Here is a 17,573-nt window from a genome sequence, read left to right on the forward strand (position 1 = left end):
GAAAATCAGCGGCCGGCAACAGCAGCCATGATCGCCTTCTGCACATGCAGGCGATTCTCGGCTTCGTTGATGGCGATGCACTGCGGCGAATCCATCACGCCGTCGGTCGCCTTGACGTTGCGGCGCAGCGGCAGGCAGTGGCTGAACACACCGTTGTTGGTCAGGGCCATCTTCCGCTCGTCGACGATGAAGTGCTTGAACTGGTCGCGGATCGGCTTCTCCGGCTCCCAGTTGCCGAAGAACGGCAGCGCGCCCCAGCTCTTGGCGTAGACCACGTCGGCACCGGCATAGGCACTGTCGATGTCATGGCTGATCTTCAGCGAACCACCGCTCTCGGCCACGTTCTGCTCGGCCCAGCCCATGTAGCGCTCGTCGAGGATGTAGTCGGCGGTCGGGCACAGCAGCGTCACGTCCATGCCCATGCGGGTGGCGATGGTCAGCGCCGAGTTGGCCACCGCGGTGTTCAGCGGCTTGGGGTGGTAGGTCCAGGTCAGCACGTACTTCTTGCCGCGCAGGTCCTGGGTACCGAAATGCTCCTGCAGGGCCATCACGTGCGCCAGTTCCTGGCACGGATGGGTGATGGTCTCCATGTTGATCACCGGCACCGGCGAGTATCTGGCGAAACTCTCGAGCACGACGTCCTGGCGGTCGTAGGCCCAGTCGACGAACTTCGGGAACGCGCGCACGGCAATGATGTCGCAGTAGCGGCCGAGCACCTTGGCTACTTCAGCGATGTGCTCTTCGGTATCGCCGTCCATCACCGTGCCGAGGTTGAACTCGATCGGCCATGCATCCTTGCCCGGCTGCAGCACCACTGCGTGGGCACCGAGCTGGAACGCGCCCAGCTCGAAACTGGTGCGGGTGCGCATGGACGGATTGAAGAACACCAGCGCGATCGACTTGCCCTTGAGCTGGTCGCCGAGCTTGTTGCGCTTGAACAGCGCAGCCTGGGTCAGCAGCGCGTCAAGTTCGCTGCGGCTCCAGTCCTGGGTGTTCAGGAAGTGCTTGGGGGACATCATCATTCCTTGCATGAGCGGCGCCGAGGGTCGACGCGGTGGAAGGTGGAAGGGAAAACCGGAAACCAGGGTGGTACGAAAAGGTTGCAGATGAAGCTTTCAGAACGCGGAAACGAAAAAACCCAGCCGGCGGGCTGGGTTTTTTTCGGACGAACAGCAGAAAGCTCCGGATTACCCAGCGAGAATGTGGGGTTCCGGTCGACGGGCACGCGACGTCATGCCAGTGGCCTGGCGGGCGGCGCTGCTGTCGTGCTGGAAGTCGGTGAGCTTCATTGGTCGGCAATCTTTACATGCGGCCGGGGCCGGCGCAAGAGGCCGGCGTCGCAGAATCAGGGGGTGCCGGCAGCAGCCTGCTCCGGGCCCACCCAGGGGGTGATCGAAACCCGGATCTTCAGCCGGTTGCCCGGATCTTCCGGCAGCCGTGAACGGTACTTGGTGCCCTTGTAGACATAGTCCACGTCATAGGCGATGGGGCGGCGGAACTCGCGTCCGACGGGCACGATACGACAGTCCCGGGTCAGCATCGGGCCCGTGTTGGCCGGCGCCGGGGCGGGGGCTTCGGCCGGCAGCTCCTCCTGCACCTCCTCGTCGCTGCGCTTGAACATCGAGCGAACCGAATCCCAGAGGCGGCCGATGCGGCCCTTGTCCTCCACCGGCTCCTCGCCGGTGACGTTGACCGGGGCCAGGGTACGGGTCGAGACCGGCTCGCAGTGCTCTTCGGTGCGGGTGGCACGCAGGGTCTGGAACACGGGCTCCACGTTGAGCACCTGCGCGTAGTCGAACTTCACGTTCTCCACGATCACCACCCGGTTGCGGGGCTCGGCCTCCTGGGCCAGGACCACGGCGGGCAACGCCGACAGGCAGGCCAGGGTCAGCAACGCGGTGGTTTTCATTGGCGAAGGGTGCAGGGACACGGCAATAGTGTAGGCAGTGGTGACCGCAAGGGGCTGAACATTACCCGTCCGCGTCGTTCCTGCCCACCCCACCCCGGGCCGGCGCTGGCGTCCACCCCGGTGGCAACGGCCCCCCAAAGGGCCCCGACACGTTCTAAAATCACAGGCTTGTCCCCCAGTCACAGACCCATGACCCTGCGCCTGCACAACAACCTGACTCGCCAGCTCGAACCGTTCACCCCGCTCGACCCGGCCTGTCCGACCCTGTATGTGTGCGGCCCGACGGTCTACAACTACGTGCACATCGGCAACGCCCGTGGGCCGGTGGTGTTCGGGGTGCTGGCCGACCTGCTGCGGCGACGCTTCGGTGCGCTGCGCTACGCCCGCAACATCACCGACGTGGACGACAAGATCAACACCGCCGCGCGCGAGCAGGGCGTGCCGATCAGCACCATCACCGACCGTTTCGCTGCTGCCTACCGTGAAGACATGGCCGCGCTGGGCGTGGTGCCGCCGGACATCGAGCCGGAAGTGACCGCGCACATGGCACAGATCATCACCATGATCGAGCAGCTGGTCAGCAGCGGGCATGCCTACGCCGCCGAGGGCCACGTGCTGTTCGCCGTTGGCAGTTTCGAGGGCTACGGCAAGCTGTCGCGCCGCGATCCGGACGAGATGCTGGCCGGCGCCCGGGTCGAGGTCGCTCCCTACAAGCGCGCGCCCGGCGACTTCGTGCTGTGGAAGCCGTCCAGCGACGACCTGCCGGGCTGGGAATCGCCCTGGGGCCGCGGCCGTCCGGGCTGGCACATCGAATGCTCGGCGATGGCCGCCGCGCACCTGGGCGAGACCATCGACATCCATGCCGGCGGCGTCGACCTGCAGTTCCCGCACCACGAAAACGAGATCGCACAGAGCGAGTGCGCGCACGGCGGCAAGGTGTTCGCGCGCTTCTGGCTGCACAACGGCATGCTCAACTTCGGTGGCGCGAAGATGAGCAAGTCGATCGGCAACATCGAGCGCGTCCACGACCTGGTGCGCAGGCATGCCCCCGAGGCGCTGCGCCTGGCGTTGCTGTCGGCCCACTACCGGCAGCCGCTGGACTGGTCCGATGCGCTGATCGAACAGTCCGGCCGCACCCTCGACCGCCTGTACGGCACCCTGCGCGAGCTGGCCGACGTTGCCGCCACCGCAGTGATCCCGGCAGAGATCGAAGCGGCATTGGATGACGATCTCAATACGCCGCAGGCGCTGGCCGAAGTGGCCCGTATCGCCGGTGAAGCGCGCCGCGCCACCGATCCTGGCGAACGCGCACGGTTGAAGAGTGAACTGCTTGGCGCCGGCCTCGCGCTGGGCCTGCTGCAGGCCGATCCGGCGCAATGGTTCGGCAACGCCGCCGGCGACAGCGACGACGATGCGCGTATCCAGGGCTTGATCGATGAACGCGCGGCGGCCAAGCAGGCGCGTGACTTCGCCCGGTCCGACGCCATCCGCGACCAGCTGGCCGCCGAAGGCATCGTGCTGGAAGACACCCCGCAGGGCGTGCGCTGGTCGCGCAAGCGCGGCTGACCTGCCCTGCCCCGTGGCCGGCCCGCCGGCCACGCTCCCTACTGTAGAGACTGTTGTGATCGACTCCCCGTTCCCGCTTGAACCCACCGCCGCCGAGGCACAGACGGCCATCGCCGAGGAATTCGGCTTCTTCGGCGACTGGTCAGAGCGCTACCAGTACCTGATCGACCTCGGCCGCAAGCTGCCCGCCTTCCCGGACGCGTGGAAGACCGAAGAGCACCGCCTGCTCGGTTGCCAGTCGATGGTCTGGATCGTGCCGGAAGGCAACGCGCAGTCGCTGCGCTTCCACGCCATCAGCGACTCGGCCATCGTCTCCGGCCTGATCTTCCTGGCGCTGCGCGTGTACTCCGGGCGCTCCGCGCAGGAGATCCTGGCCACCGAGCCCAGCTATATCCAGGATATCGGCCTGGCCCGCCACCTGTCGCCGACCCGCAGCAACGGCGTGGCGGCGATGCTGGCGTTCATCCGTGAGACCGCGCAGGCCCAGCTGCAGCGCGATCCGTCGTGAGCGAGCCCGCCACGGCCGAAGACACCGCGCTGGGCCTGCTGTCCCGGCCCGGTTTCGCCAGGCTGCTGGCGTATCGCATCTTCGCGATGCTGTCCTACCAGGTGGTCGCGGTCACCGTCGGTTGGCACATCTACGAAGTCACCCGCAATCCGTTCTCGCTGGGCCTGATCGGCCTGGCCGAGGTGCTGCCGTTCTTCTGCGTGGCCCCGTTCGCCGGTTACCTGGTGGATCATCTGCCGCGCCGCCGGCTGGGCATGGTCGCCTGTTCCGGCCTGGTCGCCACCGCGCTGGTGCTGACCAGTGGCCAAGGGCTGGCTGCCGGTTGAGGGCGTGTGGCCGATCTATGCGGCGATCGCGCTGACCGGCATGGTCCGTGCCTTCCTGTCGCCGATCTACAACGCGTTGTTCGCCCGCGTGCTGGCACGCGAGCACTTCGCCCGTGGCGCCGGCCTTGGCGCCGTGGTGTTCCAGGCCGGCATGATCGCCGGCCCGGCACTGGGTGGCGTGCTGGTCGGCTTCGGTGGCAAGGGCCTGTCCTATGCGGTGGCCACGGCCTTCGCGCTGGTGGCGATGGGCTGCCTGGCCACGCTGAAGGTGGAAGAGCCGGTGCATGCCGGCCCAGCTGCCCCGATCTTCAAGAGCATTGCCGAAGGCGCGCGCTTCGTGGTCGGCAACCGGATCATGGTCGGCGCCATGGCGCTGGACATGTTCTCGGTACTGCTGGGCGGTGTGGTGGCGATGCTGCCGGCGTTCCTGCACGAGATCCTGCATCACGGCCCGGAGGGCCTGGGCATCCTGCGCGCTGCGCCGGCACTGGGTTCGGTGTGCGTGGGCCTGTGGCTGGCGCGCCACCCCCTGCACCGCAATGCCGGTCGGGTGCTGCTGTTCGCGGTCGCCGGCTTCGGCCTGTGCGTGATCGGCTTCGGCCTGTCCCAGCACTTCTGGCTGTCGGCGTTGATCCTGCTGTTCTACGGCGCCTTCGACGGCGTGTCGGTGGTGATCCGCTCCACCATCCTGCAGCTGGCCACGCCGGAAGAGATGCGCGGCCGGGTATCGTCGATCAACGGCATCTTCATCAGTTCGTCCAACGAACTGGGCGCGTTCTATGCCGGCACCATGGCCAAGGTGCTGGGGCTGGTACCGGCGGTGGTACTGGGCGGATTCGCGGTGCTGAGCGTGGCCGGGGTCACTGCATGGAAGAACCCGACGCTGCGGAAATTGAATCTGCGAGATCTGCAATAGAGCGGATTTCCGTGCGCACACGCGCCGGTAGCGCCGGGCCATGCCCGGCGGGCGCTTTCCGCGACCGCGGCGGGGTGTCACTTTCTTTGCGCGCGCAAAGAAAGTAACCAAAGAAACGCGCCGCCATCCGCGAGCCGGTGCTGCGCACCGGTGCCCTGCGCTCCTCGGTGAATCAGGGGACGGCACCGAACTCGCTGCGCTCAAACAGCGGCGCCTCTTCGCCCCTGATTCCCCTGCGGTGCTCGGCTCGCTACAAGGCGGACCCAACAGCCGCGAGCATACGCATGGCCGCTCCTGGTAGAGCCAAGCCATGCTTAGCTGCTCTTGCTCTTGCTCTTGCTCTTCCCTACCCGCCGGCTTCGGCCTGAGCCGAGCGAGGGCTCGGCTCTACAGCGGCCGCACTCGGGAACTGTCTGGAGCGGGCGGGTCACCCGGGCCAGGACCGTTCGCGCCATGGATGGCGCGGCCGAGCCCCCAGGGATGGGTTTACGGCGTGTCCTGGCCCGGGTGACCCGCCCGCTCGCTCACGGAACAACCAAGGCGCCGCTCTACGCAGCCAACCATCACCCAACAAAAAACCCGGCCGAAGCCGGGCTTTCTGCATGACATCACAACGAACCGGAATCAGTCGCCCTGCTGCTTCTGCAGGTGCTCCCAACGCTCCTGGGCGTCGATGGTGCGCTCGGCGGTCAAGCGCGCTTCAAGGCGCTCCAGGCCGATCTCTTCACCGGTGTCCACGCAGTACCCGTAATCGCCTGCTTCCAGGCGCTTGAGGGTGCTGTCGATCTTGCCGATCAGCTTGCGGTAACGGTCACGGGTGCGCAGCTCCAGCGAGTTCTCGGTTTCGCGGGTCGCGCGCTCGGCTTCATCGCCGATGTCACGCACTTCCTCACGCAGGTTCTCGATGGTCTGCTTGGACTCTTCCACCAGGTCGGCGCGCCAGTTCTGCAGGCGCTGACGGAAGTACTCCTGCTGCAGCGGGCTCATGTACTCCTCGTCCGAGGCCGGCTTGTAGCCTGCCGGCAGGATCGGGCGGCCAGTGGCCTCGTCGGTCTTGTATTCGACGACCTTGTACTTGCTGCGCGGCGCAGGCGCTGTCGAACGGGCGGCAACGGCCACGGCGACCTTGCCCACGGGGCGGGTCACGGTCTTCGGAGCGGAATCGGATTTCACGGCGGTTTTGGCAGGCGATTTCGAAACGGGCACGGGATTCTTGGATTGCGGGGCGGTCGATGCTGCAGAAGCGGCGGCCGGGGCCGGCTTGGGGGCCGGTTTGGCTGCCGCCACTGCCGCGGTCTTGGCCGGGACAGACTTGGCCGGGGCCGGCTTCGCAGCTGGCTTCGGTGCGGACTTCACTACAGGGACCGGCGTCGGCTTGGCGGCCGGCGGGGCGACATTCTTGGCAACCTTCTTGGCCGGTGCCGGCTTGGCAGGCGCCACCTTCTTTGCTGCCGGCTTGGCGGCAGGCGCGGCGGCAACCTTCTTCACCACCGCCTTCGGCGCCGACTTGGCTGCTGCCTTCTTCGGTGCCGGCTTGGCAGCGGCCTTCTTCACCGGCGCAGCCTTGCTGGCAACCTTCTTCACCGCCGGCGCCTTCTTGCTGGCAGCGGCAGGTTTGGCCTTGACCGGCGCAGCGGGCTTCTTCGCCACTGCCGGCTTGCCGGATTTCACCGGCGCTTTCTTTGCGGTGGCCTTCCTGGCCGCCGGCTGTGAGGATGCCGCCTTGGTCGCCGGCTTGCTGGCCGGCTTCTTGGCAACGGGCTTGGCCGCCAACTTCTTCACAACAGGCTTGGCGGTTTTCTTGGCGGCCTTGACGGCCTTCTTTGCAGTTTTTTTAGCAGCCACGAAACGCTCTTCCTTGGATTCCCCGGGGCCCGGGAAAGCGGGCCTTTATAGCCTACCCGACCCGCAGCAGCAACCTTGGGGGCCCGCTCCATTCAGTCCAGGAGTCAACGGGTCCAAGGTGCGGTCCGACGAACACGGACCGCCTTGCGCGGTACGGAACCTGTCCGGCACCTGGAGGGGTGCCGCTAGCGGTCGCAGGCCATCTACGACATGCGACCAACGGCCCATCCTGCACAAATGCGGCCTTCATGCCAACTGGCTTAAGATGACTGCGTGATCTCGCGCCTGCTCATCGCCCTGCTGCGCTTCTACAAGCGCTTCATCAGCCCCCTGCTGGGGCCTCGCTGCCGTTTCGTGCCGAGCTGCTCTGAATACGCTATGGATGCCATCTCCCGGCACGGCCCGTTGCGCGGCAGCTGGCTGGCGGCGCGACGGCTGGGCCGCTGCCATCCGTTCCATCCCGGCGGCTTCGATCCGGTGCCCGAATCTCCCAACGCCCCCTCTTGCCGTTGCACAGGAAAACACTGACATGTCCTCCACGCTCATCACCAATGCCCGCCTGGTCAACGAAGGCCGCACCTTCGAAGGCGACCTGCGTATCGAGAACGACCGCATCGCGCAGATCGGCAAGGGTTTGACTCCGCGTGATGGCGAACAGGTGGTGGATGCGGCCGGGCGCTGGCTGCTGCCCGGGATGATCGACGACCAGGTGCATTTCCGCGAACCCGGCCTGACCCACAAGGGTGACATCGCCAGCGAATCGGCCGCGGCCGTGGCCGGTGGCCTGACCAGCTTCATGGACATGCCCAACACCAACCCGCCAACGCTGGATTCGACCATCCTGGAAGCCAAGTACGAGCTGGCGCGCGGCCGTGCCTGGGCCAACTACGGTTTCTACCACGGTGCCAGCAACGACAACCTCGACGCCATTCGTGCGCTCGATCCGAAGAAGGCGCCGGGCGTGAAGGTGTTCATGGGCGCGTCCACCGGCAACATGCTGGTCGACAACCCCGAAACCCTGGACGCGATCTTCCGCGAGTGCCCCACCCCGATCATCACGCACTGCGAAGACACACCGATGATCGATGCCAACCTGAAGGCCTTCCAGGAGAAACACGGCGATGCGCTGACCCCGGAGATGCACCCGGACATCCGCTCGCGCGAGGCCTGCATCAAGTCGACCCGCCTGGCGATGTCGCTGGCGCGCAAGCACGGCACCCGCCTGCATGTGCTGCATATCTCCACCGCCGACGAGCTGGCGCTGTTCGAGAAGGGCCCGCTGATCCGCGCCGACGGCAGCCGCAAGCAGATCACCGCCGAAACCTGCGTGCACTTCCTGCACTTCGCGCGTCCGGACTATGCGACCAAGGGCAACCTGATCAAGTGCAACCCGGCGATCAAGGACGTGGCCGATCGCGAGGCGATCACCGCCGCGTTGGCTGACGACGTGCTGGACGTGCTGGCCACCGACCACGCACCGCACACCTGGGAAGAGAAGCAGAAGCCCTACGCGCAGGCGCCGTCGGGCCTGCCGCTGGTGCAGTACGCGCTGGTGGCCGCGCTGGAGCGCGTGCACGAAGGCAAGCTGACCCGCGAGCAGGTGGTGCAGAAGTTCGCGCATGCGCCGGCACAGCTGTTCGACGTGGAAGAACGTGGCTTCCTGCGCGAGGGTTACTTCGCCGACCTGGTGCTGGTCGAGGACGTGCCGTTCACGGTCAAGCGCGAGGACGTGCTGTCCAAGTGCGGCTGGTCGCCGTTCGAGGGCACCACCTTCCGTTCGCGCGTGGCCTCGACCTGGGTCAACGGCCAGCTGGTGTGGGACGGCAGCACGCTGGTGGGCAAGCCCGCCGGCCAGCGCATGACCTACGACCGCTGATGCGTCCGGCACTCATGTTCGCGGCGCTGCTGCTGGCAGCGCCCCTGTTGTCCGCAGCCGCGGCCCAGGCACAGGACGGCATCGGCGAGCTGATCGACAGTCGCGTGGTGTTCCCGGCCAGCGCCTCGCAGGGCGCGCTGGTGATCGGCAAGGTTCCCGCCGGCAGCAGCGTGCGCTATGCAGGCCGCGACCTGCGCGTGAGCAGCTACGGCAGCGTGGTGTTCGGCATCGGTCGCGATGAGAAGGGCCCGCTGCAGGTGCAGATCCGCCGACCGGATGGCAGCAGCGAGACGGCCGCCATCGCCGTGACCCCGCGCGACTGGCCGACCGAGCGGGTGAACGGCGTACCGCCGAAGACGGTCAATCCGCCGCCGGCCATCGCCGAGCGGATCAAGCGCGAACAGGCGCAGGTCACCGCTGCGCGTGCGCGCGACGACAACCGCACCGATTTCACCCAGACCTTCATCTGGCCGGTGCAGGGCCGCATCAGCGGCCGCTTCGGCAACGCCCGCGTGTACAACGGCCAGCCCGGTGCCGGCCACTCCGGCATGGACATCGCCGTACCCACCGGCACCCCGGTGAAGGCACCGGCGGCCGGTGTGGTGACGTTCGCTGGGCCGGACCTGTACCTGACCGGTGGCACGCTGCTGCTCGACCACGGCTTCGGCGTCAGTTCGAACTTCCTGCACCTGTCGCGCATCGACGTGAAGGTCGGTGATCGCGTCGAACAGGGCCAGGTGATCGCCGCCGTCGGCGCCACCGGCCGTGCCACCGGGCCGCACCTGCACTGGGGCATGAACTGGTTCGACACCCGCATCGACCCGCTGCTGGTGCTGGAGCGGAAATAGCGCACGCAGGTTCCCCGCCGGGCATGGCCCGGCGAGCACACGGCCGAATCACCATGCACGGTAGCGCCGGGCCGTGCCCGGCGAGCGCAGCGGCCGAGGGTTCAGCCGCGCGCGGCCCACCACACGCGCAGCAACGTGCGCACGGGCGTGGCTTCAATCGGTTTGCCGGCGGCCTGCGCCGCCAGACGTGCACGCGCCAGGCTCGACCACACCCGGCGTGCACGTGGACCGGGCACGCGGGTGCCCCACCCTTTCAGCAAGTGCTGCGCCCAACGCTGTGCAGCGTTGCCGGCATCTTCGTCCAGCAGGCTGCGCGGAACGCCTGCCACGCCAGCGTCCTGCAGGCGCTGCGCCAGTGTCTGCAGCAGCACGGCATGGCCAGCCCCCTTGCGCGGCTTGTCGGCAAACACCACGGCTTCGACCGCAGCCACCGCGTCGGCGTAGTTGCCCAGTGCGCGTTCGGCACTGGCAGCATCCAGCGCTACGGTGCGCGCCTCGACCAGATCCGGCAGCGCCTCGGCCAGCTGCCCCCACGGTGCCCGCACCGGTTCCAGCACGCGCCCCAGCGGATGCCGCGAACGCTGCGCGGCCCAGCTGCGCAGTTCCTCGCCCCACCACGCCAGCTTGGCGTCCGCCGGCAGCGGGTCGCCGCTGGTGTTGAGCATGTCGTCGAATTCCTGCAGCAGCGCGAACCACGCCACCGCAAGCTCGCGTTGCGATTCGGCCACGAACGGCTCGGCCACCGACCATTCCGGCCAACGGCTGCGCCACTTGTCGAGGAAACTATCCAGCGCGGTACTGCTCACTACGTTGTTCCTTACGGCTGGGCCGGGGTCGCCGGCCGGCTCGGCCAGAGACTGGCCAGTTGCAGAAGTTCGGCATTCTCGACCAGCACGTCCGCCTGCCAGGCCAACGGGTCATCGCTGTGCAGGCGGTAGCCCCACAGCGCCGCCACCGACGGCATGCCGGCAGCACGCGCGGCGATGATGTCGCGCTCATCGTCGCCGACGTACACGCAGTCTTCCGCTGCGATGCCGATCAGCTGCGCGGCGTGCAGCAGCGGCAACGGATGCGGCTTGCGCTCGGCCAGGGTGTCACCGCCGACCAGCACGGCGCAGCGCTGCTGCCAGTCGTACTGCGGCACGATCAGCCGCGCCAGGTATTCGGGCTTGTTGGTGACGATGCCCCACACGGTGCCGGCTTCGTCCAGCGCACCGAGCATGCCGGCGACGCCGTCGAACAGCACGGCATGCTGGCCGATCAAGGCTTCGTAGCGCTGCAGGAACTCGGGAATCAGTGCATCGCGCTCGGCTGCTTCCAGCTCTGGAAACGCGGCCGACACCATCGCCCGGGAACCCTTTGACACCACTGGCCGCAACTGCGCAGGATCGATCGGTGCGCGACCGCGCTCGGCCAGCATCGCATCAAGGGTGGCGACGAAATCCGGGGCGCTGTCCAGCAGTGTACCGTCCAGGTCGAACAGCACCGCACGCGGGAACACGGCGGCGGTCACGGCGCCTTGACCGCGTGGGCCAGGTAGTTGATGTCGGTGCGGCTGCTCAGGCGGGCGCGGTTGCGCCACGGCTCATAGGCCATGCCGCTGACATCGGCCAGCTGCAGGTCGGCCGCGCGCAACCAGCGCGCCAGCTCGGCCGGCCTGATGAATTCCTGGTAGTGGTGGGTGCCCTTGGGCAGCAGCCGTGCCACGTACTCGGCACCGACGATGGCCACGGCGAATGCGGCTGCGGTGCGGTTGATGGTGGACAGGAACAGATGGCCACCCGGCTTCAGCAGGCGCTTGCAGGCCTCGATGATCGCGCCCGGATCGGGCACGTGCTCGAGCATTTCCATGCAGGTCACCACATCGAAGCTGCCCGGTTGTTCGGCGGCCAGGTCCTCGGCGGCCTGCACCCGGTAGTCGACGCTGACGCCACTTTCCAGGGCATGCAGGCGCGCAACCTTGACCAGCTCCGGCGCCAGGTCGATGGCGGTCACTTCGGCACCGGCCTGGGCCAGCGCTTCACTCAGCAGCCCGCCACCGCAGCCGATGTCGAGCACGCGCGCGCCACGCAGCGGCGCCCGGTCAGCCACGTACTGCAGGCGCACCGGATTCAGTGCGTGCAGCGGCTTCTGCGGGCCGTCAGCATCCCACCAGCGGTTGGCCAGCGCGGCGAACTTGTCCAGTTCGGCCTGATCGAAATTGGAAGAAGCGTGGGGGGCAGTCATGACGGTTGTCCTTGCGGCGCCTGCACTCAGGCGCGGATATGGCGGATGCGCTCGCGCCACTGGCGCGCGTTGGCGATGATGCCCGGCAGGTCCATCCCGACCAGCTCGCGCTGCACCAGCTTGGGCTTGCCGGCGATCCAGACGTCGCTGACCTGCTGGCGGCCGGTGGCGTACACCAGCTGCGACAGCACGTTGTGCAGCGGCTGGGTCTCCAGCGCGGACAGATCAACGCAGACCAGGTCGGCCTGCTTGCCGACCTCGATCGAGCCGATGCGCTCGCCGAAGCCCAGGGCGCGGGCGCCGCCCAGGGTGGACGCGCGCAACGTGGTCGCCGCGTCCAGCGCGGTGGCATCGTCGGCCACGGCCTTGGCCAGGATCGCCGCCGTACGGTTCTCGCTGAACATGTCCAGGTCGTTGTTGCTGGCGCAGCCGTCGGTACCGATGGCCAGGTTCACGCCGGCGCGCTGCAGGGCGCAGGCCGGGCAGAAACCAGAGGCCAGCTTCAGGTTCGATTCCGGGCAATGCACCACGCTGACGCCGCGCTCGGCGCACAGGTGGATCTCGGCCTCGGTCAGCTGGGTCATGTGCACCGCGATCAGGCGGTCGTTGACCAGGCCGAGGCGATCCAGCCGCGCCAGCGGACGCTGGCCGTGCAGCTTGATCGAATCGGTGATTTCCTGCGCGGTTTCATGGGTATGCAGATGCACCTGCATGTCCAGCTGGTCGGACAGCATCCGCACCCGCTCGAAATTGGCATCGTTGACCGTGTACGGCGCATGCGGCGCGAATGCGGTGCCGATCAGCGGGTCGGTGCGCCACTGGTCATGCAGTTCACCGGCCTTGGCGAAGTACTCGTCGTCGGTCTTGGCCCAGGCGGTGGGGAAATCGATGATGACCGCGCCGACCAGCGCGCGGAAACCGTGCTTCTTGTAGACGGCGGCCTGCACGTCACCGAAGAAGTAGTTCTCGTTGGCGCAGGTGGTGCCGCCACGCAGCATCTCGGCGATGGCAAGGGTGGTGCCGTCGGCCACGAATTCGGGACCGATCACCGCCGCTTCCACCGGCCAGATGTGCTGCTGCAGCCAGGTCATCAGCGGCAGGTCGTCAGCGACGCCGCGCAGCAGGGTCATCGGGTTGTGCGTATGCGCGTTGACCAGGCCCGGCATCAGCGCCGCCTCTGGGCGGCTGACAACCTGGGTGGCACGGAACCGCGCACGCGCTTCGGCGCGCGGCAGGATGGCCACGATCTCGCTGCCACGGATGGCCACGGCATGATCTTCCAGCACCACCGCATGCGGCTCGATCGGAACGACATAACCGGCTTCGATGAGCAGGTCGCAGGCTTCGGGGAGGTGCGGGCTATCGCTCATGCGGGCTCACTGGCTGGGGGAAGGACCGTACGTAGCCTTGGCTCCGACCTGGCGACTGATCACCGGTCAAACGGCTACCGCTGGGCTTCTGGAAGGCAAGCCCCTGAGTCAGGGGCGGCCGCGAAGCGGCGGGGTGTGGATGCTGGTAAGTGGGGGCCCACGATCCGCCATGGCGGATCGTGGGAGCGCCAGCGCGAATGCGCCGGCGCGTACCCGGCCAGCGGCCGGCACTACCGTAATCCGGCTGCGCCGGATTACTTGACGCGCGAGGAGTACTCGCCCGAACGGGTGTCGACCTTGATGATTTCATCCTGGTTGACGAACAGCGGCACGCGCACCACGGCGCCGGTTTCCAGGGTGGCCGGCTTGCCGCCGCCGCCCGAGGTGTCACCGCGGACGCCCGGATCGGTCTCGGTGATCTTCAGTTCAACGAAATTCGGCGGCTGCACGAAGATCGGCGAACCGTTGAACAGGGTCACGATGCAGGACTCCTCGCCCTTCAGCCACTTCTCGGCGCCGCCCATGCCGGCCTTGTCGGCCTGCACCTGCTCGAAGGTCTCCGGGTCCATGAAATGCCAGTACTCGCCGTCGCTGTACATGTAGTCCATGTTGGTATCGACCACATCGGCCACTTCCACGTCGTCGGTCGCCTTCATGGTCATTTCGACCGTGCGGCCCGACTTGATGAAGCGATAGCGCACGCGGGTGAAGGCCTGGCCCTTGCCCGGCTTGATGAACTCGGTCTCGGAGATCACGGCCGGTTCATTGTTGACCAGGATCTTCATCCCGTTCTTGACATCGTTCATGCCCGCAGTGGCCATGCTCAAGCTCCTCAAATGGCGAAACCGCCGCGCGTGCGGCGAGCCGGATAGAATGGAAAGCCCACCGGAACCCCGGCGGGCAACTGTTTATGTGTCCATGATAACCGCAGGCCCCCTCTCCATGCAGCTTTCCGCCTTCCCCCGGACCCAGTCGCCAGGCGCGCCCGCGCGCTGGCAGCAGCTGTGGCGGCAGGCCCTGCGCGACCCGCAGACGCTGCTGGCCCGGCTGGATCTGGATGCCGCAGCGCTGGGCGTATCGGAGGCGGCCATCGCCCAGTTCGCGCTGCGCGTGCCGGAGGGTTTCGTGGCCCGCATGCGCCGTGGCGATGCCCACGATCCGCTGCTGCGCCAGGTATTGCCGATCGACGCGGAGATGCGCCCGGCGCCCGGGTTCAGCTTTGACGCGGTGGGCGACGGCGCGGCCAAGAAGGCTACCGGGGTCATCCAGAAATACCGTGGCCGGGCCCTGCTGGTGGCCACCGGCAGCTGTGCGATCAACTGCCGCTACTGCTTCCGCCGGCATTTCGACTATGGCGCCGAAAACGCCGCCAAGGGGGGCTGGCAGGAGGCCGTGGAGGCCATCGCCGCAGACCCGGACATCGATGAGGTGATCCTGTCCGGGGGCGACCCGCTGTCGCTGGCTACGCACAAGCTGGCCGAGCTGACCGATGCGCTGCGCCAGATCCCGCACATCCGCCGGTTGCGCATCCACACGCGCCTGCCGATCGTGCTGCCCGAGCGCGTGGACGAGGAACTGCTGGCCTGGCTGGGCAGCCTGCCGTGGCCATTGGCGATCGTGGTCCATGCCAACCACGCCAATGAATTCGACGCCAGCGTCGATACCGCGATGGCCCACCTGCGTGGCATCGGCGCCCAGCTGCTGAATCAGGCGGTGCTGCTGCGCGGAGTCAACGACAGCGTGCAGGCGCTGCAGGACCTGAGCGAACGCAGCTTCGCCGCCGGCGTGCTGCCGTATTACCTGCACCAATTGGATCGCGTCGAGGGCGTGGCCCACTTCGAAGTGGACGACATCCAGGCCAAGGCCCTGATTGCCGGCCTCACTGCCCGGCTGTCCGGCTACCTGGTCCCCAAGCTGGTCCGCGAACTGCCCGGCGACCCGAGCAAGCGCCCGCTGTAGCGCCTCACGCGCCCGATTCGATCATCCGCACCACTTCGGTGGAGGTGACCGGGTGGCTCAGTCGGTAGCCCTGGCCCAGGTCACAGCCACGCTGGGCCAGCAGCTCGAACTGTGCCTCCTGTTCGATACCCTCGGCCACCACCGTGATGCCCAGTGCGTGGGCCATGGCGATGATCGCCGTGGTCAGGGCCAGGTCGTCCGGGTCGCGCTGCATGTCGGCGACGAAGCTTTTGTCGATCTTGACGCCGTCCACCGGCACCTGCCGAAGGTGGCTGAGACCGGAGAAACCGGTGCCGAAGTCGTCCAGCCACACCTTCACCCCGGCCCGGTGCAGGCGGTCCAGCAGCTGCGCGGCCAGCATCTCATCGCCGATCACCGCCGTCTCGGTCAGCTCCAGGTGCAGGCGCGAGGCCGGCAGGCCCGACTCCTGCAGGCACTGCGCAACCAACGCCGGCAACTCACCGCCACGCAGCTGCCGTGGCGACACATTGACCGAGACGAACAACTCGTCACCGGCCACACCGCGCGGCCACTGCACCGCTTCCATGCAGGCGGCACGCAGCACCTTCGGGCCGATGACCTCGATCAGGCCACTCTGCTCGGCCACCTCGATGAACACCGATGGCGGAATCGTGCCCAGCGTCGGGTGCTGCCAGCGCAGCAGCACTTCGACACCGACCATGCGGCGGTCACGCATGCGGAAGATCGGCTGATAGGCCAGCCGCAGCTCGCCGCGCTCCCAGGCACCGCGCAGCTCCTGCTCCATGTGCACGCGCCGCTCGACCGCGTGATCCATGGCCCGGCTGTAATAGCGATAGCAGTTCTTGCCGGCCATCTTTGCCTGGTACATCGCGATGTCGCCGTTCTTCAGCAGCGTCGTCGCATCCGCGGCATCGTCGGGGAACAGGGTCACGCCGATCGAGGTGCCCAGGAACAACTCCCTGCCCTGCACCACCAGCGGCTTGCCCAGCTCGCGCACCAGCACTTCGGCCAGCAACCGCGCATTGGCCGCAACATCACCATCACCGACGAGGATCACGAATTCGTCGCCGCCAAACCGCGCCAGCACGGCATCGTCGCCGCCGGCCTCGGTCACTGCGCGGCCAATGCGTTGGGCGAACTGCAGCAACGCCTCGTCGCCGGCCTCATGGCCCAGCGTGTCATTGACCCGCTTGAAATCATCGATATCGGCAAACAGCAGACCCAACCGGTGATTGGACGCACGTGCGGCCATCAATCGATGGTCCAGCGCCTCGCGGAACGCCAGGCGGTTGGTGAGCCCGGTCAAGGCGTCGGTGTAGGCCATGCGCCGCACTTCGCGGTCGTGGCGGGCGATCGCATCACGCATGCGGGCAAAGCCGCGCACCAGTTCGCCGACTTCGTCGTCGCGGGTGTTTTCGCGCAGCGGCGCCTGGTAGTCGCCCGCTTCGATGCGCCGTGCGGCCGCGGCCAGCTCGCGGATCGGCGCCACCAGCGTGCGCTGTACGTACAGGATCACCACCACGCCGATCACCACCAGCAGGCCAAGCATCAGCAGCAGCCAGCCCAGATGCCGGCTTCCCATCTGCTGCAGCCGCTCGCCGAGGGTCGCGTTGGCCGCCTGCTCACGCTGCAGCACTTCATCCAGCGCCATGCCGACGCGGACACCACCGATGCGTTGTTTGCCCACCCTGATCGGCATCGCGTTGTCGAGCACCGTGGGCGACTGCTGCACCACCAGCGACTGCGCGGCAACCGCCCCGGCCGCCAACGGATCGGTCATCGGCCGCCCGGATCCGGGAACCGTGGCCGAGCCGTCGTGGACCAACCGCCCGCGGTCGTCGAACACCAGTACGTAGCGCACCACCGGCTGCCGCGAAATGCTGCGCACCAGCGCCCCGACCTGGTCCAGGTCGTTGTTGTGGAGCGGACCGGCAAGCGCATCGGACAGCTCGCGCACCATGGCCTCGCCACGGCTGCGCACGCTGCGGTCGAACAGTTCGTGGATGACGCCGTTGCTGAGCGACCTCACCTCGCCCTGCATCGCAGCCTGCCGCCCCAGCAGCACGGCCAGGATCGCCACCACCACCAGCATCGCCCCGCCCATCGCAAGCAGGAACCGGGCCTGCATCCCCGAGCCGAGCAACTTCATTCCACTTCCATCCGCACGCGCGTCGACCCTTGTTTCAAATCATCCCGCCACGGCTGCGCATGCGCATCGACGCGGCGGAAACCGGCAGCCTCC

The 17,573-nt window shown here is 67.5% G+C and carries 15 protein-coding genes and 1 pseudogene; 7 read left to right on the forward strand and 9 right to left on the reverse strand.

Annotated elements, in window-relative coordinates; all coding sequences use genetic code 11:
• Nucleotides 1-5: 5 nt before the first annotated feature.
• The gene (locus tag D0Y85_RS13755; protein WP_025876421.1) at nucleotides 6-1,016 is read right to left on the reverse strand and encodes an N-acetylornithine carbamoyltransferase; all 1,011 of its coding nucleotides are present in this window, start codon (nucleotides 1,014-1,016) and stop codon (nucleotides 6-8) included.
• 329 nt (nucleotides 1,017-1,345) lie between these two features.
• Nucleotides 1,346-1,909: a hypothetical protein gene (locus D0Y85_RS13760; RefSeq protein ID WP_117310862.1), complete on the reverse strand. Its 564-nt coding sequence runs from the start codon at nucleotides 1,907-1,909 to the stop codon at nucleotides 1,346-1,348.
• 189 nt (nucleotides 1,910-2,098) lie between these two features.
• On the opposite strand from D0Y85_RS13760, the gene cysS reads away from it, so the two are divergent.
• The 3 genes and pseudogenes from cysS to D0Y85_RS13775 all read left to right on the forward strand — a co-directional run bounded on the left by cysS (nucleotide 2,099) and on the right by D0Y85_RS13775 (nucleotide 5,225).
• On the forward strand, nucleotides 2,099-3,475 hold the full coding sequence (cysS, locus tag D0Y85_RS13765) for a cysteine--tRNA ligase (RefSeq protein WP_025876418.1): 1,377 nt from the start codon (nucleotides 2,099-2,101) through the stop codon (nucleotides 3,473-3,475).
• 55 nt (nucleotides 3,476-3,530) lie between these two features.
• Entirely contained in the window at nucleotides 3,531-3,983 is a 453-nt protein-coding gene (locus D0Y85_RS13770; RefSeq protein ID WP_093820487.1) for a SufE family protein, read from the forward strand.
• A pseudogene (locus D0Y85_RS13775) lies at nucleotides 3,980-5,225 on the forward strand (MFS transporter). Before D0Y85_RS13770 ends, D0Y85_RS13775 begins: the two are co-directional and overlap by 4 nt.
• A gap of 624 nt (nucleotides 5,226-5,849) precedes the next feature.
• Here the strand turns inward: D0Y85_RS13775 and dksA are convergent.
• The gene (dksA, locus tag D0Y85_RS13780) at nucleotides 5,850-7,070 is read right to left on the reverse strand and encodes an RNA polymerase-binding protein DksA (RefSeq protein ID WP_117310863.1); all 1,221 of its coding nucleotides are present in this window, start codon (nucleotides 7,068-7,070) and stop codon (nucleotides 5,850-5,852) included.
• A 273-nt stretch (nucleotides 7,071-7,343) separates the two neighbouring features.
• On the opposite strand from dksA, the gene yidD reads away from it, so the two are divergent.
• Genes yidD through D0Y85_RS13795 form a run of 3 tightly spaced genes read left to right on the forward strand, consistent with a single transcriptional unit; the run spans nucleotide 7,344 to nucleotide 9,794 of the window.
• Nucleotides 7,344-7,598 (forward strand): membrane protein insertion efficiency factor YidD, encoded by a 255-nt coding sequence (gene yidD, locus D0Y85_RS13785; protein WP_014037867.1) that lies wholly within the window; start codon nucleotides 7,344-7,346, stop codon nucleotides 7,596-7,598.
• A gap of 1 nt (nucleotide 7,599) precedes the next feature.
• Nucleotides 7,600-8,946: a dihydroorotase gene (locus D0Y85_RS13790; RefSeq protein ID WP_117310864.1), complete on the forward strand. Its 1,347-nt coding sequence runs from the start codon at nucleotides 7,600-7,602 to the stop codon at nucleotides 8,944-8,946.
• Nucleotides 8,946-9,794 carry a M23 family metallopeptidase gene (locus tag D0Y85_RS13795; RefSeq protein WP_162887675.1) on the forward strand — a complete coding sequence of 283 codons (849 nt, stop codon included), beginning with the start codon at nucleotides 8,946-8,948 and terminating at the stop codon, nucleotides 9,792-9,794. Before D0Y85_RS13790 ends, D0Y85_RS13795 begins: the two co-directional genes overlap by 1 nt.
• 101 nt (nucleotides 9,795-9,895) lie before the next feature.
• Here D0Y85_RS13795 and D0Y85_RS13800 read toward each other — a convergent pair whose 3' ends face one another.
• The 5 genes from D0Y85_RS13800 to efp form a co-directional block, all read right to left on the reverse strand.
• A complete protein-coding gene (locus D0Y85_RS13800) occupies nucleotides 9,896-10,600 on the reverse strand; it encodes a squalene/phytoene synthase family protein (protein WP_117310865.1) in 705 nt (234 codons plus the stop codon).
• 11 nt (nucleotides 10,601-10,611) lie between these two features.
• Nucleotides 10,612-11,307 (reverse strand): phosphoglycolate phosphatase, encoded by a 696-nt coding sequence (locus tag D0Y85_RS13805; RefSeq protein ID WP_117310866.1) that lies wholly within the window; start codon nucleotides 11,305-11,307, stop codon nucleotides 10,612-10,614.
• Entirely contained in the window at nucleotides 11,304-12,020 is a 717-nt protein-coding gene (ubiG, locus tag D0Y85_RS13810; RefSeq protein WP_117310867.1) for a bifunctional 2-polyprenyl-6-hydroxyphenol methylase/3-demethylubiquinol 3-O-methyltransferase UbiG, read from the reverse strand. Before ubiG ends, D0Y85_RS13805 begins: the two co-directional genes overlap by 4 nt.
• Nucleotides 12,021-12,046: 26 nt before the next feature.
• On the reverse strand, nucleotides 12,047-13,390 hold the full coding sequence (locus tag D0Y85_RS13815) for a TRZ/ATZ family hydrolase (protein ID WP_025876398.1): 1,344 nt from the start codon (nucleotides 13,388-13,390) through the stop codon (nucleotides 12,047-12,049).
• Nucleotides 13,391-13,644: 254 nt separating this feature from the next.
• Nucleotides 13,645-14,211 (reverse strand): elongation factor P, encoded by a 567-nt coding sequence (gene efp / locus D0Y85_RS13825; RefSeq protein WP_006379771.1) that lies wholly within the window; start codon nucleotides 14,209-14,211, stop codon nucleotides 13,645-13,647.
• 97 nt (nucleotides 14,212-14,308) lie between these two features.
• On the opposite strand from efp, the gene epmB reads away from it, so the two are divergent.
• Nucleotides 14,309-15,349: an EF-P beta-lysylation protein EpmB gene (gene epmB / locus D0Y85_RS13830; RefSeq protein ID WP_117310869.1), complete on the forward strand. Its 1,041-nt coding sequence runs from the start codon at nucleotides 14,309-14,311 to the stop codon at nucleotides 15,347-15,349.
• A 4-nt stretch (nucleotides 15,350-15,353) separates the two neighbouring features.
• Here epmB and D0Y85_RS13835 read toward each other — a convergent pair whose 3' ends face one another.
• On the reverse strand, nucleotides 15,354-17,480 hold the full coding sequence (locus D0Y85_RS13835; protein WP_117310870.1) for an EAL domain-containing protein: 2,127 nt from the start codon (nucleotides 17,478-17,480) through the stop codon (nucleotides 15,354-15,356).
• Between the last annotated feature and the right edge of the window lie 93 nt (nucleotides 17,481-17,573).

Source organism: Stenotrophomonas sp. G4 (assembly GCF_003428825.1).
In the GTDB taxonomy this organism is placed as follows: Bacteria; Pseudomonadota; Gammaproteobacteria; order Xanthomonadales; family Xanthomonadaceae; genus Stenotrophomonas; species Stenotrophomonas indicatrix.